Source organism: Luteibacter pinisoli, from assembly GCF_006385595.1.
GTDB classification, from domain to species: domain Bacteria; phylum Pseudomonadota; class Gammaproteobacteria; order Xanthomonadales; family Rhodanobacteraceae; genus Luteibacter; species Luteibacter pinisoli.
Map to the genome: position 1 here is coordinate 1,638,267 of NZ_CP041046.1, position 26,209 is coordinate 1,664,475.

General features: G+C 65.4%; 27 protein-coding genes and 1 tRNA gene. 14 read left to right on the forward strand and 14 right to left on the reverse strand.

What is annotated here, in order from left to right; genetic code table 11:
- Positions 1 to 16: 16 nt before the first annotated feature.
- Positions 17 to 655: a TetR/AcrR family transcriptional regulator gene (locus tag FIV34_RS07540; protein ID WP_139981190.1), complete on the forward strand. Its 639-nt coding sequence runs from the start codon at positions 17 to 19 to the stop codon at positions 653 to 655.
- 12 nt (positions 656 to 667) lie between these two features.
- On the opposite strand, the gene FIV34_RS07545 is transcribed toward FIV34_RS07540, so the two are convergent.
- A complete protein-coding gene (locus FIV34_RS07545) occupies positions 668 to 1,189 on the reverse strand; it encodes a type II toxin-antitoxin system HigB family toxin (protein ID WP_170207534.1) in 522 nt (173 codons plus the stop codon).
- A gap of 102 nt (positions 1,190 to 1,291) precedes the next feature.
- A complete protein-coding gene (locus FIV34_RS20910) occupies positions 1,292 to 1,753 on the reverse strand; it encodes a type II toxin-antitoxin system HigB family toxin (RefSeq protein WP_170207535.1) in 462 nt (153 codons plus the stop codon).
- A gap of 469 nt (positions 1,754 to 2,222) precedes the next feature.
- Here FIV34_RS20910 and FIV34_RS07555 point away from each other — a divergent pair, with 469 nt between their 5' ends.
- From FIV34_RS07555 to FIV34_RS07565, 3 genes are all read left to right on the forward strand, one after another.
- Positions 2,223 to 4,022 (forward strand): RICIN domain-containing protein, encoded by a 1,800-nt coding sequence (locus tag FIV34_RS07555; RefSeq protein WP_139981197.1) that lies wholly within the window; start codon positions 2,223 to 2,225, stop codon positions 4,020 to 4,022.
- 97 nt (positions 4,023 to 4,119) lie between these two features.
- Positions 4,120 to 4,788, forward strand: a complete 669-nt coding sequence (locus FIV34_RS07560; protein ID WP_139981199.1) for a Rossmann-fold NAD(P)-binding domain-containing protein — start codon at positions 4,120 to 4,122, stop codon at positions 4,786 to 4,788.
- A 65-nt stretch (positions 4,789 to 4,853) separates the two neighbouring features.
- Positions 4,854 to 5,621 (forward strand): DUF4349 domain-containing protein, encoded by a 768-nt coding sequence (locus tag FIV34_RS07565; protein WP_139981201.1) that lies wholly within the window; start codon positions 4,854 to 4,856, stop codon positions 5,619 to 5,621.
- Here the strand turns inward: FIV34_RS07565 and FIV34_RS07570 are convergent.
- Together FIV34_RS07570 and FIV34_RS07575 are read right to left on the reverse strand one after the other, a co-directional pair.
- The gene (locus FIV34_RS07570; protein ID WP_139981203.1) at positions 5,618 to 5,950 is read right to left on the reverse strand and encodes a hypothetical protein; all 333 of its coding nucleotides are present in this window, start codon (positions 5,948 to 5,950) and stop codon (positions 5,618 to 5,620) included. The genes FIV34_RS07565 and FIV34_RS07570 overlap by 4 nt on opposite strands.
- Before the next feature lie 59 nt (positions 5,951 to 6,009).
- Positions 6,010 to 6,094: transfer RNA gene (locus FIV34_RS07575), tRNA-Leu, on the reverse strand.
- Positions 6,095 to 6,219: 125 nt separating this feature from the next.
- Here FIV34_RS07575 and rnr point away from each other — a divergent pair.
- The 4 genes from rnr (at position 6,220) to sugE (ending at position 10,440) form a co-directional block, all read left to right on the forward strand.
- Positions 6,220 to 8,964, forward strand: coding sequence for a ribonuclease R (rnr, locus tag FIV34_RS07580; protein ID WP_139981205.1), 2,745 nt, complete (start codon positions 6,220 to 6,222; stop codon positions 8,962 to 8,964).
- 3 nt (positions 8,965 to 8,967) lie between these two features.
- Positions 8,968 to 9,711 (forward strand): 23S rRNA (guanosine(2251)-2'-O)-methyltransferase RlmB, encoded by a 744-nt coding sequence (gene rlmB, locus FIV34_RS07585; RefSeq protein WP_139981207.1) that lies wholly within the window; start codon positions 8,968 to 8,970, stop codon positions 9,709 to 9,711.
- Positions 9,708 to 9,980, forward strand: coding sequence for a CBU_0592 family membrane protein (locus FIV34_RS07590; protein ID WP_139981210.1), 273 nt, complete (start codon positions 9,708 to 9,710; stop codon positions 9,978 to 9,980). The genes rlmB and FIV34_RS07590 overlap by 4 nt, the downstream gene beginning before the upstream one ends.
- 142 nt (positions 9,981 to 10,122) lie before the next feature.
- Positions 10,123 to 10,440: a quaternary ammonium compound efflux SMR transporter SugE gene (sugE, locus tag FIV34_RS07595; protein ID WP_139981212.1), complete on the forward strand. Its 318-nt coding sequence runs from the start codon at positions 10,123 to 10,125 to the stop codon at positions 10,438 to 10,440.
- A gap of 21 nt (positions 10,441 to 10,461) precedes the next feature.
- On the opposite strand, the gene phoU is transcribed toward sugE, so the two are convergent.
- From phoU to rnt, 6 genes are all read right to left on the reverse strand, one after another.
- Complete coding sequence (phoU, locus tag FIV34_RS07600) at positions 10,462 to 11,184, reverse strand: phosphate signaling complex protein PhoU (RefSeq protein ID WP_139981214.1); 723 nt, start codon at positions 11,182 to 11,184, stop codon at positions 10,462 to 10,464.
- Between the two features lie 24 nt (positions 11,185 to 11,208).
- The gene (pstB, locus tag FIV34_RS07605; RefSeq protein ID WP_246058815.1) at positions 11,209 to 11,952 is read right to left on the reverse strand and encodes a phosphate ABC transporter ATP-binding protein PstB; all 744 of its coding nucleotides are present in this window, start codon (positions 11,950 to 11,952) and stop codon (positions 11,209 to 11,211) included.
- Positions 11,953 to 12,034: 82 nt separating this feature from the next.
- Complete coding sequence (pstA, locus tag FIV34_RS07610) at positions 12,035 to 12,904, reverse strand: phosphate ABC transporter permease PstA (RefSeq protein WP_139981217.1); 870 nt, start codon at positions 12,902 to 12,904, stop codon at positions 12,035 to 12,037.
- On the reverse strand, positions 12,904 to 13,935 hold the full coding sequence (pstC, locus tag FIV34_RS07615) for a phosphate ABC transporter permease subunit PstC (protein ID WP_139981219.1): 1,032 nt from the start codon (positions 13,933 to 13,935) through the stop codon (positions 12,904 to 12,906). The genes pstA and pstC overlap by 1 nt, the downstream gene beginning before the upstream one ends.
- 122 nt (positions 13,936 to 14,057) lie before the next feature.
- Positions 14,058 to 15,020 carry a phosphate ABC transporter substrate-binding protein PstS gene (pstS, locus tag FIV34_RS07620; RefSeq protein ID WP_246058816.1) on the reverse strand — a complete coding sequence of 321 codons (963 nt, stop codon included), beginning with the start codon at positions 15,018 to 15,020 and terminating at the stop codon, positions 14,058 to 14,060.
- 198 nt (positions 15,021 to 15,218) lie between these two features.
- The gene (gene rnt, locus FIV34_RS07625) at positions 15,219 to 15,878 is read right to left on the reverse strand and encodes a ribonuclease T (RefSeq protein WP_139981223.1); all 660 of its coding nucleotides are present in this window, start codon (positions 15,876 to 15,878) and stop codon (positions 15,219 to 15,221) included.
- A 214-nt stretch (positions 15,879 to 16,092) separates the two neighbouring features.
- On the opposite strand from rnt, the gene FIV34_RS07630 reads away from it, so the two are divergent.
- The 4 genes from FIV34_RS07630 to FIV34_RS07645 all read left to right on the forward strand — a co-directional run bounded on the left by FIV34_RS07630 (position 16,093) and on the right by FIV34_RS07645 (position 20,459).
- On the forward strand, positions 16,093 to 17,472 hold the full coding sequence (locus FIV34_RS07630) for a TonB-dependent receptor (RefSeq protein WP_139981225.1): 1,380 nt from the start codon (positions 16,093 to 16,095) through the stop codon (positions 17,470 to 17,472).
- A gap of 264 nt (positions 17,473 to 17,736) precedes the next feature.
- Entirely contained in the window at positions 17,737 to 18,096 is a 360-nt protein-coding gene (locus FIV34_RS07635) for a hypothetical protein (protein ID WP_139981227.1), read from the forward strand.
- A 143-nt stretch (positions 18,097 to 18,239) separates the two neighbouring features.
- Positions 18,240 to 18,929, forward strand: a complete 690-nt coding sequence (locus FIV34_RS07640; protein WP_139981229.1) for a carbonic anhydrase — start codon at positions 18,240 to 18,242, stop codon at positions 18,927 to 18,929.
- Between the two features lie 12 nt (positions 18,930 to 18,941).
- A complete protein-coding gene (locus FIV34_RS07645; RefSeq protein WP_139981231.1) occupies positions 18,942 to 20,459 on the forward strand; it encodes a SulP family inorganic anion transporter in 1,518 nt (505 codons plus the stop codon).
- Positions 20,460 to 20,463: 4 nt separating this feature from the next.
- Here the strand turns inward: FIV34_RS07645 and nth are convergent, their stop codons facing one another.
- Genes nth through FIV34_RS07665 form a run of 4 tightly spaced genes read right to left on the reverse strand, consistent with a single transcriptional unit; the run spans position 20,464 to position 24,343 of the window.
- Entirely contained in the window at positions 20,464 to 21,081 is a 618-nt protein-coding gene (nth, locus tag FIV34_RS07650; protein WP_139985777.1) for an endonuclease III, read from the reverse strand.
- A gap of 20 nt (positions 21,082 to 21,101) precedes the next feature.
- Positions 21,102 to 21,710: an RnfABCDGE type electron transport complex subunit B gene (locus tag FIV34_RS07655; RefSeq protein ID WP_139981233.1), complete on the reverse strand. Its 609-nt coding sequence runs from the start codon at positions 21,708 to 21,710 to the stop codon at positions 21,102 to 21,104.
- A 24-nt stretch (positions 21,711 to 21,734) separates the two neighbouring features.
- On the reverse strand, positions 21,735 to 23,843 hold the full coding sequence (metG, locus tag FIV34_RS07660) for a methionine--tRNA ligase (RefSeq protein WP_139981235.1): 2,109 nt from the start codon (positions 23,841 to 23,843) through the stop codon (positions 21,735 to 21,737).
- A 53-nt stretch (positions 23,844 to 23,896) separates the two neighbouring features.
- Positions 23,897 to 24,343, reverse strand: a complete 447-nt coding sequence (locus FIV34_RS07665) for a DUF2147 domain-containing protein (RefSeq protein WP_139981237.1) — start codon at positions 24,341 to 24,343, stop codon at positions 23,897 to 23,899.
- Positions 24,344 to 24,494: 151 nt separating this feature from the next.
- Between FIV34_RS07665 and apbC the strand changes: the two genes are divergently transcribed.
- Both apbC and dcd read left to right on the forward strand, forming a co-directional pair.
- Positions 24,495 to 25,580: an iron-sulfur cluster carrier protein ApbC gene (gene apbC, locus FIV34_RS07670; RefSeq protein ID WP_139981239.1), complete on the forward strand. Its 1,086-nt coding sequence runs from the start codon at positions 24,495 to 24,497 to the stop codon at positions 25,578 to 25,580.
- 59 nt (positions 25,581 to 25,639) lie between these two features.
- On the forward strand, positions 25,640 to 26,206 hold the full coding sequence (gene dcd / locus FIV34_RS07675; protein WP_139981241.1) for a dCTP deaminase: 567 nt from the start codon (positions 25,640 to 25,642) through the stop codon (positions 26,204 to 26,206).
- Positions 26,207 to 26,209 lie beyond the last annotated feature (3 nt).

The following is a 26,209-nucleotide window of genomic DNA, read 5'->3' on the forward strand; positions in this document are numbered from 1 at the left end:
GGATTTACATTCGCATATGCCGGTTGCCCCGTCAGACGAGCTAAAGCCCCGTAAAACGCCGCGCCAGGCCCGTTCTGCGGCCACGGTGGAGGCGATTTTCGAGGCGACGATTCAGGTTTTGCTGGTCGACGGCTACGCAGGCCTGACCACCACGCGGGTGGCCAGCCGGGCCGGCGTGTCCGTCGGCACGATGTACCAGTACTTCCCGCACAAGGAGGCACTGCTTTATGCGGTGCTGGAGGATTACCTGGAGGATGTCGTCGTCGCGCTCGAAAGTGCCGCCCAGCGCCACCATGGTGCCCGGTTGTGCGAGATGTCGGATGGCCTGAGTCGCGCGTACCTCGAGGCGAAGATGCGCCGGATGCCCGGCTCACGCGCGCGGTACGTGGTTGCCGCCGAACTGGATTCAGCGCCGCTCATTGCCGATATTGTCCGGCGCGCCGACGAGATCATCGCCGGCCTCCTGGCCAGCGCACCGGATGCAGGCTTCGACGACATCGACAACGTGACGTTCGCGCTGCGCACCATGCTCACGGGCACCGTACGCGCGGTGCTTGAGAACGATGCCTCACCGGAGTCGCTGGCCATGCTGCGCACCGAGCTTCCCGTGATGTGTCGGGCGTATCTGGTGGCGGTATCGCGTCGTCGCGCCTGAGCGCGACATTTCCTACGCGGTCAGGAAGTCGAGCGGGCAGTGGACCTGCTCGTAGTCGTAGATGGCATCAAAAAGAAGGCGATAAAGCGGTCGATGCGCGCTGCCTTCCTGTGTCGCGCCGTGGTCACCCAGGTACTCCAGCACGGACGTGGCGAAGGCGTGATCCGCTTCGCCCGTGATCGGCGGCATGGTGGTGCGTGGGACGATCTCGGGCCACCCCGAGCCAAGCGAGTCTTTGACGGCGGTGTGCTTCATCCATTTTCTCCTGTCGTATGCAGCATGCGTGAGTATTGCCTTGACGTGGCAAACCCGGTCAGCGAAACCCACTTGCGCAATAAGCCGGTAGCGGTTGCCTCGAATATTGAAAACGATGCACTGTCCGACGACGTCAGCACTCCCGAACGCGTTGCGGAGTTCCGCAAAATTGCCGATGGGCTGTGAACGAATATGCCCGGCCCAGTCAGATAGCGATCTGGCGGCGTCCGGATATCGACGAGCGAAGTCGTTCAGCAGCGGGTGGCCAATGATCCTCACGGCGGGCTTCCAGAACCAAGGCACAGCATTCTGACAACTCGCCAGGGACCTTCGTATCGGCGTTCATCGCCACGGTGCGTAGGCACCCACTTACTGGCCAGCTCAGCCAAAGGGATGGTAGCGTTCCTCATAGGCGTGCACCGCGCAGAGGAGGCGCCCAAGCAGGGCGTTTTGCGCATGGGTGTTGGCCGCAGCCCCGCGTTTGCCAAGCCGGGTCAGCGCCGCGAGCGCTGCATCGTAGTCCACTTCATCCTGCAGAGGCGTGATCGTGCCAAGGTGCTCGGTCGGTGCCCAGTAGTGATGCTCCATCCAGTGCTTCCTGTCGTACTGGGCATGGGTGAGGATCGTTTCGACGTGGCACGTCTGGCTCATGAAGTCCACGGTTGCGATGAGCCGATACGTCGTGCCGTGAACGGCGAAGAGGGTCCACGGACCAACGATGTCGACATGACGAAACATGCCGCGAATATCGGCGACGTTATAGAAGCGCCGGGACGTCAGTTGCGACTTCCATGCGGCGAGCGGCCGCTCCGCGTCGGGGTACTGCTTTGCGAACTCATTCATTAGGCGTTTTCCTGTGACCCGCATGGCCCCTTCCGCTAACTGGGCAGGTGCAACGCTGGCGTGGCAAGGCAATTCAGAAGAGGGCTCGGAAGCCCGGGCAAGTGACGACGAAGCGAGTGCGGAATAGGTCATGGTGTGGGTGGTGGCCGATCGGGCCGGTGCTGTCGTCGATGGTTTCGACAGGTACCACTCTGACACCCGCGCCGTCGGCAGCGCAGACGGCGGAGCCCACTGTGATCTGTAAGCTTCAGCCGACATCCGTTGAGCGTGTCGGCTCATGCCTAAAGTTGTGTGCGAGAAACCCTACTAATAATCGGCACGTGAGCGACAACGACGGCCAGCATCGGAGATCGTCGGCTTACCGTCGCTAACCAGCCGCGACGTGCGCGCGCGGCGTGAGAACCATCTCACGATTTTCGTCTTCCGGCGCTCTACGGTGATGGCGGGCTCACCACAACAAGGAGACGTAATGAAGTCCGTCACACACTCGCTGCATTCCCTGACAGCAGCCATCGCCATGGCCCTCATCGCGCACGCACCTTCCGCCGTAGCGTCAGATGTCGGCGGCATGATTGAGACGAACGCCAGCCAGCTCAACCAACCCGGTGAGGCGCACGCACGGCTGGCGGCGCAATTTGACGCAGGCGTACCCATTCTCGTCCATATGGATACCGACGACCGCACCGCGGTAGCGCGCTTCTTTGGCATCACGCCACGCCTTGGCGATGCCATTTTCCAGCGCGGCGGGGATGGTGCTATCTCGGTGATCCATCCAGGCGAGCCGTCTTCGCGCTGGTCGCCGAGCTGGACGCCGCGTCTGGCCGGCGCATTGGCAAGTTTCCAGGCGCAGCAATCCGCGGTGGAAGAAGACGACAGCCCTGAGACGGGCGCTAACGTCCAGCTGTTGCCCATGCAGCGGTTCCACGAAGGCGTCTTCGATACGGGTAGCGAGGAGATCACCGGCCGTGCCACGATTTCGGTGTTTCGCAGCGCTTCGCGCGTTGACGACGACAAGGAAATCCATGTGGTGAGCTGGTTTGACATCACGCCCGCGCAGGCAGGTATCGACCTGGGCCATGCCAAACAGCGCAACATCTCCGCGGCCTACCTCCCGGTGCGCTATGAGGTAGCCCATGAGGTGAACGTTCCTGGCGAGGCGACGACGGTTCAGAAATGGTTCCCGGTGAGCGACGGACGCACCTCCATCCAGTACACGAAGACCGACGAGACTGAGATTAGTGTCGGTGTGAACCTGGGGAATGGGGCGTCGGAGGATGGTCAGGCAAACGTAAGCCTTGCAGCAAAGATCCCGTTCAATGCCACGTTCGGATACACGCACAAGGAGAGCCAGTCGCTGTCGTATGCGTTCCAGGATTACTCGCTCGCAGCGCGCACCGTGAACGGCGGGCGCCGGATGATGTGGGAAGCCCCGATCAGTCCGCGACTGACGAATGTCCTGATCGATGGCGTGCGCGCCGACTCGGTGGACCTGACCGAAAAGCGGATGACGCCGATGATGCGCACGGCACATATGCCGGCGTGGTCGGTGTGGGAGGTTAACGGTGCGAGCGAAGCCACGGCGCGGGTCACCGTGACGGGCGGCTACACCCTCCAGGAGCACAAGTGGTGGTGGAATGGCCCGGAGTGGGTCTCCAGTGGCCCGGACGAACGCCGCGTCACCGCCGAGGCGTCGTTCGATCTGGACCTGTCCAGCCCTTATCTCACGCGCGAGATCACGGTGCTCCTGCGCTCTTCGGCAGACGGCGGCCAATGCATCGCCCAGCGCGGCAGCGATGCCGTCATGGCCACGTGCGATCCGCGCGACCGCGCACAGATGTGGGGCCTCACGCCCGAGCGGAACTACGTCAATCGTTCCACGGGTGACTGCCTTGAAGCGGATATCGGGAAGCGTCGCGTCGGCGTCAGCGCGTGCTCGTTCCGCACGGCCCACGGATGGCAATGGCGCGCGGATCGCATCCACAGTGAGGAGGGCGAGAGCCGCCATCGCCTCTACGTGGAGGACGGCGAACTCAAGGTGGTGGTGGAGCCTGGCCAGTTCGACGACATCCCCGAGAATCCGCATAACCCGTTGCTGAAGCCGTGGGCGGGCTACCCCCGTGCACCCTTAGAGGGCGAGCTCCAGCCGGCGCCGTTCCGAACCCAGGCTGGCACGATCCCCGCGGGATGGGCAGGCATCTACGGCGCGACGAGTGCCAGCCAGCGCTGGACACCCATCGTCCTGCGCGTCGGCCTTGGCGAGGAAGGCTAGCCAGCGTTACCCGGCATCGGCACGAGCCATTCGGAACTCGTGCCGATGCCGGCGTGCCGGTAGGATGCAGGGCACTCCAAGGAAAGCGAGGTGCGACATGCCGTTTCGTGTCCTGATCATCGGCGGTACCGGCCAGGTGGGTGCCGCGGTGATCCGCGCCCTCGTGGCCGAGCCTGCGTGCCGTGAAGTGGTCATGGTGAACCGGCGGGAGGCGCCCCAGCTCGCTGACCCGCGGGTGCGCCAGGTCGTCATGGATACGGCATCCGCCCGCTTCCCTGACGACGTGGCCCGGCTCGCCGAGAGCCTCGTCGCCCAGGGGGACCCCGTCTACGCGGCGTCCTGCGTGGGCGTGGGTTCCGGGAGCATGAAGTGGAGCGAAGCCGAGCTCCTGGCGCTTGAAGTGGGCGTGGTGGGCGGCTTCGCCCACGGCTGCCATGTGGCGGGTATCACCCACTTCGCACTGCTCTCCGCCGTGGGGAGCACGTCGAAAAGCCGCTTCCGCTATGTGCGGGTCATGGGCATGAAGGAAGAAGCCGTGGACGCGATCGGCTTCCAGCGACTTGCGGTCTTTCGTCCCGGCATCATCGCGGGCAATGCGCACACGCCGGGCTACGTCGCGGCGCTTGGTCGGCTCGTCCCGGGCCGCTTTGGTGTCATCGAGCAGGACGACATCGGCCGGGCCTTTGTCGCCGAGTTCGTCAAAGGGCGGGATGATAGCGGCACCGTTTATCTGGAGAACGGCGACATGAGAAAGCTTGCGCGGTGACAACTCGCAGGAAATCGTGGCATCGTTCGCGCCATCTCACAGGGGATCAGGGAATGACACGCTGGATGATCTTGGCCGTAGCGCTGGCCTTTGGCGCAGCAGGGTGTTCGAAGAAGGAAGTCGTCGGGCCACCCGCGCCGCTCGCCGGCCAGAAGGCGAAGGCGGATGCGATGCTCGCCTACTCGCATCAGATGGATGTCGACCTTCCGCTGGCGGACATCGCGCCGCGCATCGCCGCCATCCAGCAGGCCTGCACCAAGGGCACCTACGGCGCCTGCAACGTCCTCACGGTGGAGCAGGGCAGTTCCGGCGGTTCGGTTGCGGTCCGCGTCGTGCCCGAAGGTGTCGAGCCGCTCACCGGCATCGCTTCACGAGGTGGCAAGGTGTCATCGCGCCGCACCAGCGCCGAGGACATCAGCCAGGCCGTCCACGACACGCAGCGTGATCGCGATCAACTCGAGGCCTATGCGAAGCGCCTTGATGAGATCGCTGCACGCAAGGATCTCGGCGTATCCGACCTCATCACCGTCAGCCGCGAGCAGGCCGAGGTCGCGGAAAAGCGCCGCACGCTGATGACCGCCTCAGCCGACCAGCAGCACCGCCTCGACACCAACTACCTTCGTATCAGCTTCACTGACCCGCATGCCCGGGCCGGCCGCCGCGATTTCGGCGAGATCGGTGACGACATGCTGGACAGCGCCTCCGAAGGCATCGGCGATGCGCTGCGGCTCCTGGCCGGCGGGCTTCCGTTCCTGGTGATCGCCTTCCCGCTGGCCTTGCTGTGGTGGGCGCTGTGGCGTCGGGCGACGAAGCGCTGGCGCCGACAGGACTAAGCGTCGCCCACGTTCCGCTTGATCCAATCGAGCACGAACGCCTCCAGTGACACCTTCGGCGGCACTATCAACCCGGCGGCCTGCACGAACCCCTGCGCCGCGCGCAGGAACGACTGCTTCGCCCGCGCGGAATCGATCCGCGCGGTGGCCTGGCTTTGCCGAAGCTGCACGATGTGGGGCGAGGGCTGGCCGGGGCGGGAAAACTTGGCGTAACGCCTCAGTTCGTCGGCCACGGTGGTCGTGTCGCGTGCGGCCTTGTCCATCGCGGCGCGGGCCGTGATGGCCTGGGTGAGGAGGGCCGAGGCTTCCGGGGAAAGGTGACTGCTCATGCGATACGAACCCCAGAAAAAACAAAGCCCCGCATCGCTGCGAGGCTTTGTTCTACAATTGGTGCCCAAGAGAGGACTCGAACCTCCACGGTTTTACCCGCTAGTACCTGAAACTAGTGCGTCTACCAATTCCGCCACCTGGGCAGGTGTCTCGGTAACAGCAGTTGCTGCCCCGTGAGCCGCGTAGATTAGGCAGGTCAGATACACTTGTCAACGATTTTCCAAAACGGAAGGACGAAAATGTCACTTCCCCCTCTTAAGGTCCCTACGTGACGAAGAAAAACAAAGGTTCCGGTGCCCCGCAAGGGCCTCGTAAACCCAAGGCCAGCCGCCCCGGAAAGGCGCTGGACAAGTACCGCGACCGCCAGCCGGGCGCCGTGGTAACCGATCCCCATGCCGCGCGCGAAGCGCAGCGCTACGACACCCCCATCCCCAGCCGCGAGGCCATCCTGGCCCTGCTGGAAGAGCGCGGCGAGCTGATGATCGCCGAAGACATCGCCCGCGCCCTGCGCCTTTTCACCGATTACGAGATCAACGCGCTCGACAAGCGCCTTGGCGCGATGGTCCGCGACGGGCAGCTGCTGCGTAACCGCCGTAACGGCTATGCCCCCGCACAGAAGCTCAGCCTGATCCCCGGCCGCGTCATCGCCAACGCCGAGGGCTACGGCTTCCTGCGCCCGGACGAGGGCGGTGAAGACCTGTACCTGTCGCCCTCGCAGATGCGCACCGTCCTCCACGGTGACCGCGTGCTCGCCAGCGTCGTCGGCATCGATCGCCGCGGCCGTCGCCAGGGCGCCATCGTGGAAGTGCTCGAGCGTCGCTCGCCGCGCCTCGTTGGCCGCGTCGTCGTCGAAAACGGCGTGATGCTTGTCGAGCCGGACGATCGCCGCCTGCACCAGAACATCATGATCCCGGCCGGCCGCGATGCCGGTGCCCATTCGGGCGAGATCGTAGTCGTCGAGATCACCGAGCCGCCGACACCGCACCGTGGCCCGCTGGGCACCATCCGTGCCGTGCTGGGTGCGCGCCTGCAGCCGTCGCTCGTGGTCGAAATGGCCATCGCCAGCCACGACCTGCCCAACGAATGGCCGCCGCAGGTCATCCGCCAGGCCGAGGAAGTGGAACCGAAGGTCACCGCCGCCGAGCGCAAGGGCAAGGTCGACATCCGCGACCTGCCGCTGGTGACGATCGATGGCGAAGACGCGCGCGACTTCGACGATGCCGTTTACGCCGAACAGCTCAAGAACGGTGGCTTCCGCCTCATCGTCGCCATCGCCGACGTCTCGCATTACGTGCCGGTGGGTACGGTGCTCGACGCCGAGGCCTATGAGCGCAGCACGTCCACCTATTTCCCGGGCTTCGTCGTGCCGATGCTGCCGGAGACGCTCTCGAACGGCATCTGCTCGCTGAATCCCCGCGTGGACCGCCTCTGCATGGTCTGCGACATGGAAGTGGACGCCGAAGGCGAAGTCACCCATTCGAAGTTCTACGAAGCGGTGATGTATTCGCACGCGCGCCTTACCTACAACAAGGTGTGGCAGGCCGTGGGCGAACGCAACGCCGATGTCCGCCAGGAAATCGCCGACGTGCTGCCGCAGGTGGAAACCCTGCACCGCCTGTACAAGGCCATGGCGAAGGCACGCAAGCGTCGCGGCGCCATCGATTTCGAAACGCCGGAGGTGAAGTTCCGCCTCACGCCGTCGGGCGACGTGGTGTCCATGGGCGCCAGCGATCGCAACGATGCGCACAAGCTGATCGAAGAATGCATGATCGCCGCCAACGTGCAGGCCGCGAAGTTCCTTTCCAAGCGCAAGATCCCGGCGCTGTATCGCGTGCATGCGCCGCCGCCGGTCGAGAAGTACGAAGACCTGCTGCAGTTCCTGCGCGAGTTCAAGCTGAAGTTGCCGCCGGCCGATGAAGTCACCCCGGCCGATTTCTCCGCGCTGCTGAAGAAGGTCCATGACCGTCCGGAAGCGGAGCTGATCCAGTCCGTGCTGCTGCGTGCGCAGAGCATGGCGGTGTACCTGCCGTCCAACGACGGCCACTTCGGCCTGGCGCTGGACGCGTATGCGCACTTCACCTCGCCGATCCGTCGTTATCCGGACCTGCTCGTCCATCGTGCCATCCGCTATGCGCTGACCAAGGGCAAGCCGGCCGATTACGAGTACACCGAGGCGCAGATGGCTGCCATGGGCGTGCACTGCTCGCAGCGCGAGCGCCGTGCCGAGGAAGCCGAGCGCGATGTCGACGAGCGCTTCAAGTGCGCGTGGATGGAAAAGCACGTGGGCGAAGAGTTCGCCGGCACCATCACCGGCGTCACTTCGTTTGGCCTGTTCGTGGAACTGGCCGCGTCGCGTGTGTCGGGCCTGGTGCATGTCTCGCAGCTGCCGAACGACTATTACAAGTTCGATCCGGTACGGCACCTGCTCGCCGGCGAGCGCTCCGGCGCGAGCTATCGCCTGGGTGACTACGTGAGCGTGCAGGTGCTGCGCGCGAGCATGGAAGACCGCAAGATCGACTTCCGCCTCGTCTCCCGCCTGCAGTCCCTGCCGAAGCCGACGCCGCTGCCGCCCGCCCCGTTGCCGCCGGTGAAGCCGGTGGGCACCGTCGCCCAGGTCGGCAAGGCCTTCGGCCGCGCCGTGCGCAAGGTGGCTGACACGCTCACCGGCAAGAAGTCGAAGAAGGCGGTTGCAGCACCGGCGCCGGTCGTGGAACATGCGCTGCCTTCGCTGCCGCCCGTGCCGGGTGCACGCAAGGCCGCCGACAAGCGTCCTGCCTCGCGCAAGCCCGTGGTCGAGCAGGCCCCGCCGCCGAAGGCACCGTCGAAGCGGGGCGGCCCGCGCCAGCCCACGCCGAAGCAGGCGCCCGCGGCCAGCGCGCCGGCGAAGAGGGCACCCGTGAAGCAGGCCGCCGCGAAACAGGCGCCGACGAAACAGGCGCCCGCGAAGCAGGCCCCCACCAAGCAAGCCGCGGCCAAGAAAGCTGCGCCGCGCAACCCCAGGAGCAAGTCGTAAGTCATGACTGAGACGTGGATCGTTGGTATCAATCCGGTCGAAGGCGCCCTCGCCAACGACCCGGAGCGTATCCGTGAATTGCTGGTTGAACAGAACTCGAAGAACGCACGCCTGAACGAGATCATTGCCGTGGCGCGCAAGCGCGGCATCCAGGTGCGCACCATGGGCAAGGAGCAGCTCGAGAAGACCAGCGGCGAATCGCGCCACCAGGGCGTGGTCGCGCGGTATGAAACCCCGCCCATGCTGGGCGAGAACGACCTGGAAGGCCTCATCGAGGCCGCCGGCCACGATGCGCTGGTGCTGGTGCTCGACGGCGTGACCGACCCGCATAACCTCGGCGCGTGCCTGCGCAGCGCCGCGGCGGCAAAGGTCACCGCCGTGGTCGTGCCCAAGGATCGTGCCGTGGGCCTCACGCCCACGGTGCGCCGTGCCTCGGCCGGCGGCGCGGACCTCGTGCCGATGGTCGCGGTGACCAACCTGGCCCGCGCCCTCCGCACGCTGAAGGACGCTGGCGTGTGGATCACCGGGCTGGATGGGGAAACCGAGAAGACCATCTACCAGGTGGACTTCAAGGGCCCGGTCGCGCTGGTCCTCGGCAGTGAAGGCGACGGCATGCGCCGCCTCACCGTCGACACCTGCGATTTCGTGGCAAAGATCCCGATGCCGGGCCGGATGGAGAGCCTCAATGTTTCCGTGGCCACCGGCATCGTCCTGTTCGAGGTGCTGCGCCAGCGAGGTGTGAAATGACGAGTTTGCTCTGGCATGACTGGTGCGGCCTGGTCGGCGTCGCGCTGGTGCTGGTGGCGTTCTTCCTGCTCCAGGCACACAAGCTCTCGGGGCAGGGCTACCCGTACCAGGTGATGAACCTGCTGGGCGCCTTCGGCATTTTGCTGTCGCTGATTTTCGGCACCTTCAACCTGCCGGCCTTCCTGCAGGAAATGGCCTGGTTCCTGATCAGCGTCTACGGCATCGTCCGTGGCGTCAGGGCCCGCAAAGCCGCCACCATCGTTCCCTGACCGCCGGTCGGGGTTACGTGGGGGTCAGGCTGGCCAGGTAAACTACGCATCGAACCCGCGCAATGCGGGTTCCCGTTGGGGGACGACCCCCTTCCGGCGCATGACTCCGCGGGGACGACCCCGCACTTGCGGAGCCACACCCATGTACTGGGGCATCCTCGTTATTGCCGGTCTTTTCGAGATCGCGTGGGCCATTGGCCTGAAATACACCGAAGGCTTCACCAGGCTGATGCCGAGCGTGCTGACCGCCGGCGCCATGGTGATCAGCATCGTGCTACTGGCGTTGGCCACGAAGAAGCTGCCGCTGGGCACCGCCTATGCCGTGTGGACGGGCATTGGCGCCGTGGGCGCGGTGACGTTGGGTATCGTGCTGTTTGGCGAATCGGCGCAGCCGTTGCGGCTGCTGTGTGTCGCACTGATCGTGGCCGGCATTATCGGCCTCAAGCTCACCGCCGCCTGACCGGCGGCGGTGAGTCGTTGATTACGGCTGCTTGACGCTGAAGTCCGGGCTGGCGGTGTCGTCGCGCTTGGTGCGCGGCGCCACCAGCGGCTCGCCGTGGACGACGAACCAGACGTTTTCCGCGATGTTCGTGGCGTGGTCACCGATGCGCTCGATGTTCTTGGCCATGAACAGCAGGTGCGTGCACGGGGTGATGTTGCGCGGGTCTTCCATCATGTAGGTGAGGAGGGCGCGGAACACCACGGTGTACGCTTCGTCGAGGTCCGCGTCGGACTTCCACACTTCGTAGGCCGCCTCGGCGTCCTGGTCGCGGTAGGCGATCAGCACGTTGCGCAGCTGTTCGGCGGCGAGCTCGGCCAGGTTGGCCAGGCCACCGGCCACGGGGATCGGCGCGACGCGGCTCAGCGGGATGGAGCGCTTGGCCACGTTGGCGGCGTAGTCGCCGATGCGCTCGATGTCGGCCGCGATGCGCAGGGCCGCAAAGACGTTGCGCAGGTCGCCGGCGATCGGCGCGCGCAGGGCAAGCAGGCGGACCACGTCCTGGCTGATGTCATGCTCGAGCGTGTCGAGGGCGTCGTCGTTGTCGACGATGCGCTGGGCGGCGCGCTCGTCACGGCGCTGCACGACGTCGATCGCGGCTTCGAGCTGCGTCACGGCGAGCTCGCCCATCCTCACGATTTCGCCGGTCAGGCGCTTCAGCTCGTCGTCGTAGCTTTTGATGATGTGCTGGTGCGGGGTGTTCATCGCGTGCCTCGGAAAGGGGGTGGCTTAGCCGAAACGGCCGGTGATGTAATCTTCGGTCTGCTTCTTGTCCGGCTTCGTGAAGATCTTCTCGGTCTTATCGAACTCGATCAGCTCGCCCATGTACATGAAGGCGGTCATATCCGAGCAACGCGCAGCCTGCTGCATGTTGTGGGTAACGATGACAATCGTAAAGTCTTTCTTCAGCTCTTCCACCAGCTGCTCGATGCGGCTGGTGGCGATCGGATCCAGCGCCGAGGTCGGCTCGTCGAGCAGCAGCACTTCTGGCTTCAGCGCGATGCCACGCGCGATGCACAGGCGCTGCTGCTGGCCGCCGGAGAGGCCGAGCGCGCTCTGCTTGAGCTTGTCCTTCACCTCGTCCCACAGGGCCGCGCCGCGCAGGGCCTGTTCCACGCGCTCTTCCATCTGCGTGCGGCCAAGGCGCTCGTGGTGGCGGATGCCGTAGGCGACGTTTTCGAAAATCGTCATCGGGAACGGCACGGGCTTCTGGAACACCATGCCCACCTTGCTGCGCAGGCGGTTCATGGAGTACTTCGGATCGAGGATGTTCTCGCCATCCAGGACGATCTGGCCTTCCGCGCGCAGGCTCGGGTAGATCGCATAGATGCGGTTGAAGATGCGCAGCAGGGTGGACTTGCCGCAGCCGGACGGGCCGATGATGGCCGTCACCTTCTTCTCCGGCACGTCCATGCCGATGCTCTTCAGCGCGTGGAAATCGCCGTAGTAGAAGTTCAGGTCGCGCACCGTCATCTTCGGCGGCACCTGGCCCAGGTCCACGCCTGCGTGCTGCGGCGACGTGCCGAAGCCAGGCTGGGAAGCGACTTGGTTCATGTTAGTCATGGGACACCTTGGAGCGCGAGAAGACGAAACGGGCGACGAGGCTGAGTGCGAGCACGAACATGGTCAGCACGAAGGCACCGGCCCAGGCCAGCACGTTGATATCCGGGCTGGGGTCCTTGGTGTATTCGTAGATGACCTGCGGCAGGCTCGGCATCTTGTCGAGGGGGTTGAACGTCATGAAGTTGTTGCCGAAGGCCGTGAACAGCAGCGGGGCGGTTTCGCCGCTGATGCGGGCCAGGGCCAGCAGGATGCCGGTGATGATGCCCGAGCGCGCCGAGCGCACCAGGATCTGCATCGTGAGCTTCCACTGCGGCACGCCCAGGGAGAGGGCGGCTTCGCGGATGGTGCCCGGCACCAGGCGCAGCATTTCGTCCGTGGTGCGGACGATGACGGGCAGGGCGATCAGCGCCAGCGCGATACCGCCTGCGAGGCCCGAGAAGGTGATGTCGCCGCCGCTGAGGTACTTGGACGGCAGCACCACGATGGTGTAGACGAACAGGCCCAGCACGATCGACGGCGCCGACAGGAGGATGTCGTTGAGGAAGCGGATGGTGGGACCCAGCTTCGAGCGCATCGAGTATTCGGCCAGCCACGCGCCGGCGGCCACGCCGATCGGGGTGGCGATGACGATGCCGAGGATGTTGAGGATGAGGCTGCCGACCATGGCATTGGCCAGGCCGCCTTCTTCGCGGTAGGCGGTGATCTTGGTGAACAGCTGCGGCTTCAGGCCGGCCAGGCCCTGGCTCAGGGTTTCCCAGAGGATCCAGGCCAGGAAGAACAGGCCGATCGCCGTGGCGAGCAGGCTGAAGGACATCGCCAGGACATTCTTGACCCGGCGCTTGGTGTAGAGCGAAGCAGACATTACTTGCCCTCCCGGGTCTTCAGGCGGCGCAGCATGAGGCGTGCGATCAGCAGCACGATGAAGGTCACCACGAAGAGCAGGAAGGCCAGCGCCATCAGTGCGGAGCGCTGCAGGCCCTGCGCTTCGCCAAATTGGTTGGCGATGGTCGAGGCGATGGAGCTGCCGGTTTCGAGGAACGACAGCGAGAACTTGAAGGTGTTGCCCAGCACGAAGGCCACGGCCATCGTCTCACCCAGGGCGCGGCCCAGGCCGAGGAAGATGCCGCCGATCACGGCCGTGCGGGTGTAGGGCACGACGATGTCCCAGACGACTTCCCACGTGCTGGAACCCAGCGCGTAGGCCGATTCCTTAAGGCGGGTGGGGACGGTCTGGAACACTTCGCGCATCACCGAGGAGATGAACGGGATGATCATCACCGCCAGCACCAGGCCCGCGGTGAACACGCCGGCGCCGAAGAACGGGTATTCGCTGGAGAAGAACTTGCCGATGCCCGGCACGTGCTGGACCAGGAACGACACCTTGCCGTCCGGCGGATCCGCGCTGAAGTTGTTCATCAGCCACGGCTTGATGTGCTCGGCGACGAACGGGGCGAAGATGAAGAGGCCCCACATGCCGTAGATGATCGAGGGGATGCCCGCGAGCAGTTCGATGGCGGAGCTGACCGGACCGCGCAGCCACTGCGGGGCGATCTCGGTGAGGAAGAGGGCGATGCCGAAGCTGACCGGCACGGCAAACAGCAGCGCGATGAACGCGGTGCCGACGGTACCCATGACCGGCACGAGCGCACCGTACTGGTCGTTCGAAGGGTCCCAGGTGGCGCTGGTGAGGAAGCCGAAGCCGAACGTGCGGAACGCGTCCGAACCCAGCCAGAGCGTGGATCCCGCGGCGCCCACCAGGGCGAGCAGGACGATCAGGGCGCAGCCCTTCAGGACCCAGCCAAAGATTCGGTCGTCGCGCGTGTCCTTCGCATTACGCGCCGCTTCGGCGGTGCGTTCAGCGCTGGGAACGGCGGTGCTGGCGGAAGCATGCATGTGGGTGCGGTTTCCCTGGGCCTGATCAAACGGGTGGGCCGCCGCCCCGGCCGGGGCGGCGACCCGATTTTGCACACTACCTTGGCCGGCTACTGTGTCAGCCGGATGGCGGTAGCTTCCGATTACTTGAAGTCGGAGCCCCAGTAGGCTTCGATCTGCTTGACCAGCGTGTCCGGCAGGGCCACGTAATCGAGCGAAGCGGCCTGGCTCTGGCCCTTCTCAAGCGACCACTTGAAGAAGTCGAAGGCGACCTTGGTGTGCGAGGCGTTCTTGGCCTTCTTGTACATGATGACCCACGTGGTGGCGGTGATCGGCCACGCGTTGGCGCCCGGGGCGTTGGTCATGATGACGTTGAAGTCCTTGGCGGACTTCCAGTCAGCGGTGGCGGCAGCGGCAGCGAAGGTCTCGGCGGTCGGCTGGACGTAGGCGCCCGTCGCGTTCTGCAGCTGGGTGTAGGCGATGCTGTTCTTCTTGGCGTAGGCGTATTCGACGTAGCCGATCGAGCCCGGGATCTGGCGCACGTACTGCGAGACGCCTTCGTTACCCTTGCCGCCCACGCCAGCCGGCCACTCGACGGCCGTGCCGAACTTCACCTTGGATGCCCACTCCGGGCTCACCTTGGAGAGGTAGTTGGTGAAGTTGAACGAGGTGCCCGAACCGTCCGAACGATGGACGACGGTGACCTTGACGTCGGGGATCTTCACGCCCGGGTTCAGGGCGGCGATGGCCGGATCGCTCCAGCGGGCGATCTTGCCCAGGTAGATGTCGGCGAGCACCTTGCCGTCCAGCTTCAGCTGGCCAGCGGCAACACCCTGCAGGTTGACGATCGGCACGATGCCGCCAACGACGACCGGGAACTGGCCCAGGCCGAACTTGGTGAGGTCTTCGCCGCTCATCGGGGCGTCGGAGGCGCCGAAGTCGATGGTGCCTTCCTTGATCTGGGCGATACCGGCGCCCGAACCGACCGACTGGTAGTTCAGCTTGTTACCCGTGCTTTCGGCGTACGTCGCCGACCACTTCGACAGGACGGGGTAGACGAAGCTCGAGCCAGCACCGGTGATATCGGTGGCCTGGGCGGCGCCCATGCCGAACAGGGAAGCAGCCACCAGGGCGGCGATGCGGAGTTTGCGTGTGAACACGGAGTAATCCTCGAAGATGAGTGTCAGGCGTAGCCCGCCCGGGGCCGTATTCCAGCCCCGCCGTGTTGCAATGAAATGTGCCGAATGTTTCAGGCTTATGACAGGGACCGATTTGCTGTCATATTCAAAAGCTTACGAAATCACTCAAACTGCGATCGGCGTCACGGCATCGCGCTCGGCGAGCTCCAGTCGACGCCAGCGGTTCACGATTTCGCAAAAAAGCTCCGCGGTGCGTTCCGCATCATAGATAGCCGAATGGGCTTCGCGGCTGTCGAAGCTGAGCCCCGCCGCGATCACTGCCTTGCTGAGCACCGTCTGCCCATAGGCGAGGCCGCCCAGGGTGGCGGTATCGAAGCAGCTGAAGGGGTGGAACGGGTTGCGCTTGTGCGCCACCCGGCGCACGGCCGCATTAAGGAAGGCCAGGTCAAAGGCGGCGTTATGGCCGACCAGCACGGCGCGCTGGCACTCCGCGGCCTTCACCGCATCGCGCACGGCGCCAAAGACATGGTCCAGCGCCTGACGCTCGGGCAGGGCACCGCGAAAGGGGTGGTCCGGGTCGATGCCGGTCACTTCCAGGGAGCGCGGGTCGATGTTGGCGCCGGGAAACGGCTCGACGTTGGCTGCGACGGCCGGCTCGGGCACCAGCAGGCCCGACGGGTCCATCCGGATGACGACCACGGCGATTTCCAGCAGGGCATCGCGCTCGGCGTCGAACCCGCCGGTTTCGACATCCACGATGACCGGGAGAAAGCCCCGGAACCGCCCGGCCATGCTCGAAGCGGTGCTGTTACTGGTCGTATCCATGCCGGAAAGGATACCAGTCCGGGCTCGGGGCGGCACCAGACGTTAAGCGGATGTGCTCGTGTAGTCATCTTGTCACAAAAAAACCATCGAACCGTAAAACCCGTCGCCCATCCTTCGCGCCGTTGGACCCGGATTGAGAAGTTTCGGACAGAAATTACTCAAGTCGGGGACACAGGGGTCCACACACACATTCCATACCTAGCGGAGAAATCCCATGCGTTCCAAGTTGCTCACGGTGGCCATCGCTGCCGGTCTGGGCGTGACGAGCCTCTCGGCGATGGCTGCAACCAAGCAGCAGCCGGCTCGCGTCACGGTCGACGCCGCCACCCTTCAGCAGCTCCAGGCTCAGCTGGCTGCCCTGCAGGCCCAGGTCGCCGACCTCCAGGCCAAGCAGGAAGCCCAGGCCGACGCACAGATCGAAACGGCCAAGACCGTTAACGACGTGCAGGTGGCCGCTGCCAAGCCGACCGACGAACTGGCGAAGAAGCTCGACGCCCTGAACAAGCTCGTCGACAACACCAAGATCGGCGGCACGATGTTCTTCGACGTGACCAACCAGGATCACACGGAGAAGGGCGTCACCGGTCCGAGCACCAAGAAGGACGGCCACGGTTCCACCAACGGCACCGGCTTCGACGTCAAGCGCTTCTACCTGACCGTCGACCACAAGTTCGATGACACCTGGTCGGCCAACCTGACCACCGACTTCAGCTACCAGTCGTCGCTGTCGTCCACCAGCCTCTTCGTCAAGAAGGCCTACGTGCAGGGCAAGTTCGATCCGCTCTTCACCGTGCGCTTCGGTGCGGCCGACATGCCGTGGATCCCGTTCGTCGAGAAGTGGTACGGCTACCGCTACGTCGAGAACACCATCACCGACCGTTCGTTTGAAGGTGGCCGCTCGGGCGGCACCGCGACGGCTGGCGGCGTGGGCGCCTTCGGCAACTCGTCCGACTGGGGTATCCACGCCCTGGGCGCGACGACCGGTGACAACTCGGTCAACTACCAGCTGTCGGTCGTCAACGGTCGCGGCTACCGCAACCTGAGCCGCTCGAAGTCGGTGGATACGGAAGGCCGCTTCGGCTACTCGCCGATCGAGCAGATGGTCGTCGCCGTCGGCGGTTACAGCGGCAAGCGCGGCAACGACGTCGAGGCCGGCGCCGACACCCGCACCGCGACCCGTGGCGACGCGCTCATCGCGTGGCGCGACAAGACCTGGGGCGCGGGCGTGGAATACTTCCACACCGAGAACTGGGACGACATCCTGAAGTACATCGGCGGCACGGCCGGCCCGGGCGCGGCCAACAACACCAAGAAGGACAAGGCTGACGGCTACTCGCTGTGGGCTGACTGGAAGTTCGTTGACCAGTGGGCGGTCTTCGCTCGTTACGACAACGTGGACTACAAGTACACGAACCTGTCGGACATCCAGGAAAAGATCAAGGACAAGTACTACAACGCGGGCGTCTCCTACGACGTCCTGAAGAACCTGAAGCTGGCGCTCGTCTACAAGCACAACAAGCTGGACGGCCCGAGCATCGCTCCCTACGGCTACAAGACGAACGAAGTGGGCGTCTGGGGCATGCTGAGCTTCTAAGCGGTATCGGAACGGAGTTCTACTCAGGGACGAACCAAACGGCGGGCGAAAGCCCGCCGTTTTTTTTGCGCGTGCTCCGAATCGTCTCACGAGGGCGAGCAGGATAAAGACGTCCAAATGCTGAACGAAACGGCTCGCCGTTGGCGCGAGGATCCTTCGCAAGTGACTGTCCCATAGCGTTTTTCATGCCCGACGACGCGAAATCCTGAATCTGCTGCGCCGCGCCACTTGCAACTGTCATAAGCGCTGGCTAGGTTCGCCTGCATGGGCCACTTCCTCGCCAGATTCATGCGCCGCGCCGCCTGCACGTCCCTCGTGCTGTTTGCGCTGTTCCTCGCATGCGTCCCTGCGCAGGCCACGCCTTGTGCACCGTGCGGCAACGCCGACACGGTGCAGGAGCACATCGTCCATGCCGCGCTTGCGGCGGACGACCACACCGGGAATGACGACATCGACCCGACGCCTTCGATCGAGGACAACACTGTCAGCCTCGACGATACGTTCGATGTCCCACCCGATCATGCGCTTCCCCCCGTCCGCACCGGCGCCATCCGCCCGGCAGCGTTGATGCTGGCGCCGCACGCGCACCACCACAGCTTCGAGCTGCGCCCTCCGATCGCCTGATCCCGCCGTTGCTCCGGGCGCACGCCGTGCGCCCGCGCAGACTTGCGCCTCCCGATCCTCCCCACTGAATTCATGTGCTTTCAACGGCACAGCAGCGGGCGTGTGCGCCCGCGATCCCCCTATCCGAGAAGAGAGAAACCATCATGGACCGTCTTATCCAGGGCTTCGACCAGTTCCGTCGTGAAATGACCGCCGAGCAGCGCGAAGACTTCCTGCGCCTGGCTACCGGCCAGACGCCGCACACCATGTTCATCACCTGCGCCGACTCGCGCATCATGCCGGAGCTGATCTTCAACACCCGGCCGGGCGACCTGTTCGTCTACCGCAACGTCGGCAACATCGTGCCGCCGTATGCGCAGCATGTCAGCGGCGTCGTCGCCGCCATCGAGTACGCCGTCACCGCGCTGAAGGTGCAGCACATCGTCATCTGCGGCCATTCCGACTGCGGTGCCATGAAGGCACTGCAGAACCCGGCGGCGCTCAAGGGCAAACCCTCGGTGGAGCAGTGGCTGAAACACGCCGATGTCGCGCGCTATGTCGTGGCCGAAAACCGCCCGACCATCCTGGGCGAAGAAGGCCTGCGTTACCTCACTGAAGAAAACGTCGTGGGCCAGCTGGAGCACCTGCGCACCCTGCCTGCCGTGGCCGCCGCCATGGCCAACGGCAGCGTGCGTATCCACGGCTGGATCTACGACATCGCGAAGACGGAGATCACCGCCTTCGATCCGCTGGAAGGCCGTTTCCGTCCGCTCGCGACGGACCCGGCCGACGTTCGCGACGCCACCCCGCACGCCCGGTTCTCGACGCCGCTGGCGGTGGCCTCGGCCGCTTAAAGGAAGTTCCTCATGCGTAACTATTTCTCGCAGGGCCTGTTTGGCCGCGACCTCCTCGGCTCGGTGGTCGTTTTTCTTGTCGCACTGCCGTTATGCATGGGTATCGCCATTGCATCAGGCCTGCCACCCAGCGCAGGCCTGATCACCGGCATCGTGGGTGGCCTCGTCGTGGGCGCCATCGCCGGCTCGCCGCTGCAGGTCAGCGGGCCGGCGGCGGGCCTCGCCGTGCTGGTCTTCGAGCTGGTGCGCGAGCACGGCGTGCTGGCCCTCGGGCCGGTGGTGCTGCTTGCTGGCCTGATCCAGGTGGTGGCCGGCCTGTGCAAGGTGGGCGTGTGGTTCCGCATGACCTCGCCGGCGGTCGTGGCGGGCATGCTGTCGGGCATCGGCATCCTTATCGTCGCCTCGCAGTCGCACGTGCTGATGGATGCCATCCCCATGGCCCGCGGCCTGGAGAACTTCGCTGCACTTCCCGGGGCCGCGTTTGAAGCGGTGACCGGTGCGGGTGAAGGGCAGGGCGTGACGGCGCTGCTGATCGGCCTGGGCACCATCGCCATCATGCTCGGGTGGGAGAAGCTTCGCCCGGCGAAGCTGCGCTTTGTCCCGGGCGCCCTGCTGGCCGTGGTGGCGATGACCCTCACCGCGCAGCTCGGCGCGCTCGACGTCAAGCGCGTGGATGTGCCCGCCAACCTGTTCTCGGCGGTGAGCCTGCCGAGCATGGGCAGCCTGTTCGGCCTGTTCGACAGCAGCCTGCTGATCGCCGCGGCCACTTTCGCCTTCATCGCCAGTGCGGAAACGCTGCTGTCGGCGGCGGCGGTGGATCGCATGCACGACGGCGTCCGCACCAACTACGACCGTGAGCTGACGGCGCAGGGCGTGGGCAACATGATCTGCGGCTTCCTCGGCGCGCTGCCGATGACGGGCGTGATCGTGCGTAGCGCGGCCAACGTGCAGGCGGGCTCCGCCACGCGCATGGCGACCATCCTGCATGGTGGCTGGCTGCTTGCCTTCGTGATGCTGCTGCCGTGGCTGATGCGCATGACCCCGGTCTCGTGCCTCGCGGGCATCCTGGTGTTTACCGGCGTGAAGATGGTGAACCCGAAGCAGATCAAGGATCTGGCCGCTTACGGCAAGGGCACCGCGGCCGTGTATGTCGCCACCACCGTGGCCATCGTCGCCACCGACCTGCTCACGGGTGTGATCGTCGGCTTCGGCCTGTCGCTGTTCCGCCTGGCCCTGCTGTCGTCGAAGCTGACGATGGACGTCAAGCACCACGACGAACCCGGCCACGCCACGCTGCACCTCGAGGGTTCGGCAACGTTCCTGAAGGTGCCGACCATGGCGCGTACGCTCGCCCTTGTGCCGCCGAATACGCGTTTGAACGTGGCCATGGATCGCCTGCAGCACGTGGACCAGGCATCGCTGGAACTGCTGCGCGAATGGAGCAGGAATGCGTCGAAGCGAGGGTGCGAACTGGTCGTCGACTGGCACGAGCTCGGCCGCCGCGTGGAAGGCAACCGCCAGGCCGCTTAGCCGGTTAGTCGGTGGCTTTGGTCTTCTGCTTGTAAGCGCAGAGATCGGCAATCGCGCAAGTCGGGCATTCCGGCTTGCGCGCCTTGCACACGTAACGGCCATGCAGGATCAGCCAGTGATGCGCGTCCTGGAGGAACTCCTTCGGGATCACCTTCTCCAGCTTGTCTTCCACCTTGCGCACGTCCGCACCCGGCGCCAGGCCCGTGCGGTTGGCGACGCGGAAGATATGCGTATCCACCGCGATGGTGGGCTGGCCGAACGCGGTGTTGAGCACGACGTTGGCCGTCTTGCGGCCCACCCCGGGCAGGGATTCCAGCGCTTCGCGTGATTCAGGCACCTCGCCGCCGTACTGGTCGACGAGGATCTGGCTCATGGCGATGAGGTTCTTCGCCTTGTTGTTATAGAGGCCAATCGTGCTGATGTAGCTCTTCAGCTTTTCCAGCCCCAGTGCCAGCATCTTCTTTGGTGTATTGGCGACGGGAAACAGCCGGCGCGTCGCCTTGTTCACGCCCACGTCCGTCGACTGGGCCGACAGCGCCACCGCTGCGAGCAGCTCAAACGGCGTGGTGTATTCAAGTTCGGTTTTCGGGTGCGGATTCAGTTCCCGCAACCGGCTGAACATCTCGACGATGTTGGCCTTTTTCACGGCGCGTCCTTTTTCTTCGCCTTCGCGCGCGCCAGCGCCTCTAGCACGGCATTGCGTGCGGCGGGCACGCCGACCTCCACCTTGCTCGCGGCCAGCTGCTGCTCGCGCACGGCGCGCTCACGGGCCAGGCGCGCCTCGCGGCGCTGGAAGTGCGCGCGGGCGGCATCGGCATGGGCACGGTCGTCGGCCTGGGCCAGTGGCATCGGGTCGAGCGTGATGCAGTCCACCGGGCAGGCCGGCACGCATAGCTCGCAGCCGGTGCACAGGTCGCTCACGACCGTATGCATCACCTTCGCCGCGCCGAGGATCGCGTCCACCGGGCAGGCCTGGATGCATTTGGTGCAGCCGATGCAATCCGCCTCGATCACCCGCGCCAGCGTGCGCGGTTTTTCGATGCCGTGCGTGGTGTCCAGCGGTATTAGCGGCTGGTCGAGCAGGGCGGCCAGCCGCTCGATGCCCAGCGCGCCACCCGGCGGGCAGCGGTTGATCGTCGCCTCGCCGAGGGCGATGGCCTCGGCATACGGGCGGCAGCCATGGAACCCGCATTGCTCGCATTGCGTCTGCGGCAGCAGGTCATCGATGCGGTCGGCAAGCGTTGGCGTCATGGCTGGCGCAAAAGCCGAGGGGGATTAGCGGACGGTGGCGCCCGGCGCCGCGCCCTGGTCGGCGTCGAGCAGGAACAGGTCCGCACCACCGTCGCCGGCGGAGAGGATCATGCCCTCGGACAGGCCGAAGCGCATCTTGCGCGGAGCGAGGTTGGCGATGAACACCACGTTGCGGCCCACCAGCGTCTCCGGCTCGCCGTATGCGGCGCGGATGCCCGAGAAGATCTGGCGCTTGCCCAGCGTGCCGGCGTCCAGCTCGAAGCGCAGCAGCTTGTCCGAGCCCTCGACGAACTCACAGGCGAGCACCTTGCCAATGCGCAGGTCGAGCTTCGCAAAGTCGTCGATGGAGATGGTGGCGGCGGTGTCGGTGCTGGTCGCGGTATCGGTCATGGCTTTCGGTGCTTCTTTGGGCTTGGCTTTCTTGACGTCCGCCTTGGCGGCCTCGCGGGCCTGCTCAGCGGGACTAAGGGATTCTTTCGAGGCGTCGACCATGGCCTCGATCTTCTTCGGATCGAGGCGGCCGAACAGCGGCGAGAAGGCGTTTACGGTGTGGCCGAACAGTTCGCGGCGCGCATCGGCAAACGTGGCGATCGGCGCGCCAAGGAACTGCTCGGCGGCGGCGACCGTCACCGGGATGATCGGCTTGAGCAGGCCCGAAAGCAGGCGGAACGCATTCAGCGCGAACGTGCAGACTTGCTGCAGCTCCTCGCGGCGCGTTTCGTCCTTGGCGATGACCCACGGCGCCTTCGCCGCGATGTAGCCGTTCACCGCATCGGACATCGCCACGAAGCGGCGGGTGACCTCGGCGTACTCATCGTTTTCGTACAGGGCTTCGATGCCCTCGTACTGGGCCAGCAGGTCGCGCCACAGGGCGCTGGCCTCGTCGTCGAAGCGATCGGCCAGGGTGCCGGCGAAGTGGGTGTGGACGAAGCCGGCGGTGCGGCTGGCGATGTTCGCCCACTTGCCGACCAGGTGCGAGTTCACCCGCTCCTCGAACGACTTCAGGTCCAGGTCCACGTCCACCGGGGTGGGGCCGAGCATGGTGGCGAAGTAGTAGCGCAGCGCTTCCGGGTCCAGGCCCGAGTCCAGGTACGTGCGGGCCTTGATGAAGGTGCCGCGCGACTTCGACATCTTCGCGCCGTTCACCGTCAGGTAGCCGTTCACGTGCAGCGCCGTCGGCACGCGCAGGCCCGCGCCGTGCAGCATGGCCGGCCAGAACAGGCCGTGGAAATTGATGATGTCCTTGCCGATGAAATGGTGCATCTCGGCGGTGCTGTCCTTGCCGAGGAAATCATCGAACTGCAGGCCCGTGCGCTCGCACAGGGCCTTGAACGAGGCGAGGTAGCCGACGGGCGCGTCCAGCCACACGTAGAAGAACTTGCCCGGCGCGTCCGGGATCGGGAAGCCGAAGTAGGGCGCGTCGCGGGAGATGTCCCAGTCGCGCAGGCCACCGTCGATCCACTCCGCGAGCTTGGCGACCACGCTGCTGTCGGCCGTCGGCTTGCCGTCGGTGAACTTGCCGGCGAACCAGTCGCGCAGCAGCTGCTCGAACTTGCCCAGCTCGAAGAAGTAATGCTCGGAATCGCGAAGGACCGGCGTGGCGCCGGACATCACCGAATACGGGTTGAGCAGTTCGGTGGGCGCGTAGGTGGCGCCGCAGTTCTCGCAGTTGTCGCCGTACTGGTCCGGCGTGCCGCACACCGGGCAGGTGCCCTTGATGTAGCGGTCCGGCAGGAACATGTCGCGCGAGGGGTCATACAGCTGCTGGATATCGCGGCGGGCGATATAGCCGCCTTCGCGTAACTTCAGGTAGATCGCCGTGGCGATGTCCTGGTTCTCCGGCGAATGCGTGGTGTGGTACTGGTCGTAGCTGAAGTGGAACTCGGTGAAGTCCGCCTCGTGGCCAGCGCGGATATCCGCGATGTAGGCCTCGGGGGTGAGGCCGGCTTTCTCGGCGGCCAGCATGATCGGCGTGCCGTGGGCGTCTTCGCCGGCCACGTACCACACCTCGTTGCCCTGCATGCGCTGCGCGCGCGCCCAGACGTCGGCTTCGATATAGCCGAGCATGTGGCCCAGGTGCAGGGGGCCGTTGGCGTAGGGGAGGGCGTTGGTGACGAGTATGCGGCGGGCCATGATTTGCACGGTCGGCAGTAGGACCGGGGATTATGGCATGGCCCGCCGGGGCTTTATTCGGCGCGGACCCATTCCTGGCTGCGACCGATCAGCGAGAAGCCGATGTAGCCATGGACGTCGAGCTTCTTGCCGCCGTCTTCCAGCTTCAGGGTGACCTTGTAGATCTTGCCCTTGGCCGGGTCGAGGATCTGGCCGCCGGACCACTGGTCGCCGTCCTTCTTCAGGCCCCACATGATGGTCATGCCTTCGATGGGCTTGTTCTTCCGGTCGCCATCGCACTCCTTGCAGAGCGGGTGCGGGCCCTCGTCGGACTTCAGCACCTCGAGCACCTTGCCCTCGAGCAGGCCGTTGTGATCGGTGATCTCGACGATGGACTTCACCTCGTGGGTCTTGTCGTCGATGGTCTTCCACTTGCCCACCGGGGTATCGGTGGCGGCAAGGGCGGGGAGGGCGGCGGTCGCGAAGGCGAGGGCGGCGGCGGTGCGGATCAGGTGCTTCATGGACTGGTTGGCTCCCCATACGGTCAGGTACGGCCGGAGACTGACGAAAGCCGGGTCTCACCGTCAAGCTGCATCGCGCCAAGGGGCGGCCGGGAGCGGGGCGGGGCCGGCGTGGCATAATGAGGTCATCTTAGGTTTTCCTCATCTCCCCATGTCCCCAGCCAGCGAAACCCTCGTGCGCGGCGTGCTCGACCGCGTCGTCGACCCCTATTCTGGGCAGCCGCTCGGCGCCGCCGTGCGCGCCGTCGGCGTGGATGGCGACCGCGTCTCGGTCGATATCCAGCTGGGCTACCCGGCCGAGGGCTACGTGGCCCAGGCCGCGGCCGACGCGAAAGCCGCCCTGGAAGCCGAGCCGGGCATCGCCCAGGCCGCCGTATCGGTCACCTGGCGGGTCCATGCCCATAAGGTGCAGGGCCAGCTGGCCCCGATGCCGGGCGTGAAGAACATCATCGCCGTGGCCTCGGGCAAGGGCGGCGTGGGTAAATCCACCGTCTCCGTGAACCTGGCGCTGGCCCTGGCCGCCGAGGGGGCCCGCGTCGGCCTGCTCGATGCCGACATCTACGGCCCCAGCCAGCAGCGCATGCTGGGCCTGTCCGGCAAGCCGGTGTCGCCCGACGGCAAGAGCATCGAGCCGATGCGCGCCCATGGGCTGCAGGCCATGTCCATCGGCGTGCTGATCGAAGAAGACACGCCGATGATCTGGCGCGGCCCGATGGTCACCCAGGCCCTGATGCAGCTGCTCAACGACACCCGCTGGGAAGAGCTCGATTACCTGATCATCGACCTGCCGCCGGGCACGGGCGATATCCAGCTCACCCTGTCGCAGAAGGTGCCGGTATCGGGCGCCGTCATTGTCACCACCCCGCAGGACATCGCCCTGCTGGACGCCCGCAAGGCCCTGGGCATGTTCCGCAAGGTGGAAGTGCCGGTGCTGGGCGTGGTCGAGAACATGGCCACCCACCTGTGCTCGAACTGCGGCCACGAAGAGCACATCTTCGGCCACGGCGGCGGCGCGCGCATGGCCGAAGAGGCCGGGATCGCCTTCCTGGGCGAGCTGCCGCTGGATATCCGCATCCGCCAGCAGGCCGACGAGGGCAAGCCCACCGTGGTCGCCATCCCGGACTCCGACCTGGCCCAGCGCTACCGGGCCATCGCCCGTTCCACGGCCGCGAAGCTGTCGCTGCAGGCCCGGAACAAGGCCATCACGTTCCCGAAGATCGTCATCCAGAACACCTGATTGGTGGCGTGTTCGCCGCCGTTCCGATACCTTTCCCGCTTCAGCGAGGGAGACCGTTAGTGAGCATCAAGTCCGACAAGTGGATCCGCCGCATGGCCGAGCAGCACGGCATGATCGAGCCGTATGAGCCGGGCCAGGTCAGGGAGCGCGACGGCCACCGCCTGGTGTCGTACGGCACGTCCAGCTATGGCTACGACGTTCGCTGCGCCGACGAGTTCAAGGTGTTCACCAACATCAACTCCACCATCGTCGACCCCAAGGCCTTCGACAAGGGCAGCTTCGTCGACATCAAGTCGGACGTGTGCATCATCCCGCCCAATTCGTTCGCGCTGGCCCGCACGGTCGAGTACTTCCGCATCCCGCGCAACGTGCTCACCATCTGCCTGGGCAAGAGCACCTATGCCCGCTGCGGCATCATCGTGAACGTGACCCCGCTCGAGCCGGAGTGGGAAGGCCACGTCACGCTGGAGTTCTCGAACACCACGCCGCTGCCCGCAAAAATCTACGCCAACGAAGGCGTGGCGCAGATGCTTTTCCTCGAATCCGACGAGGTTTGCGAAGTGTCCTACGCCGATCGCGGTGGCAAGTACCAGGGCCAGCGCGGCGTCACCCTGCCGAGCACCTGAACG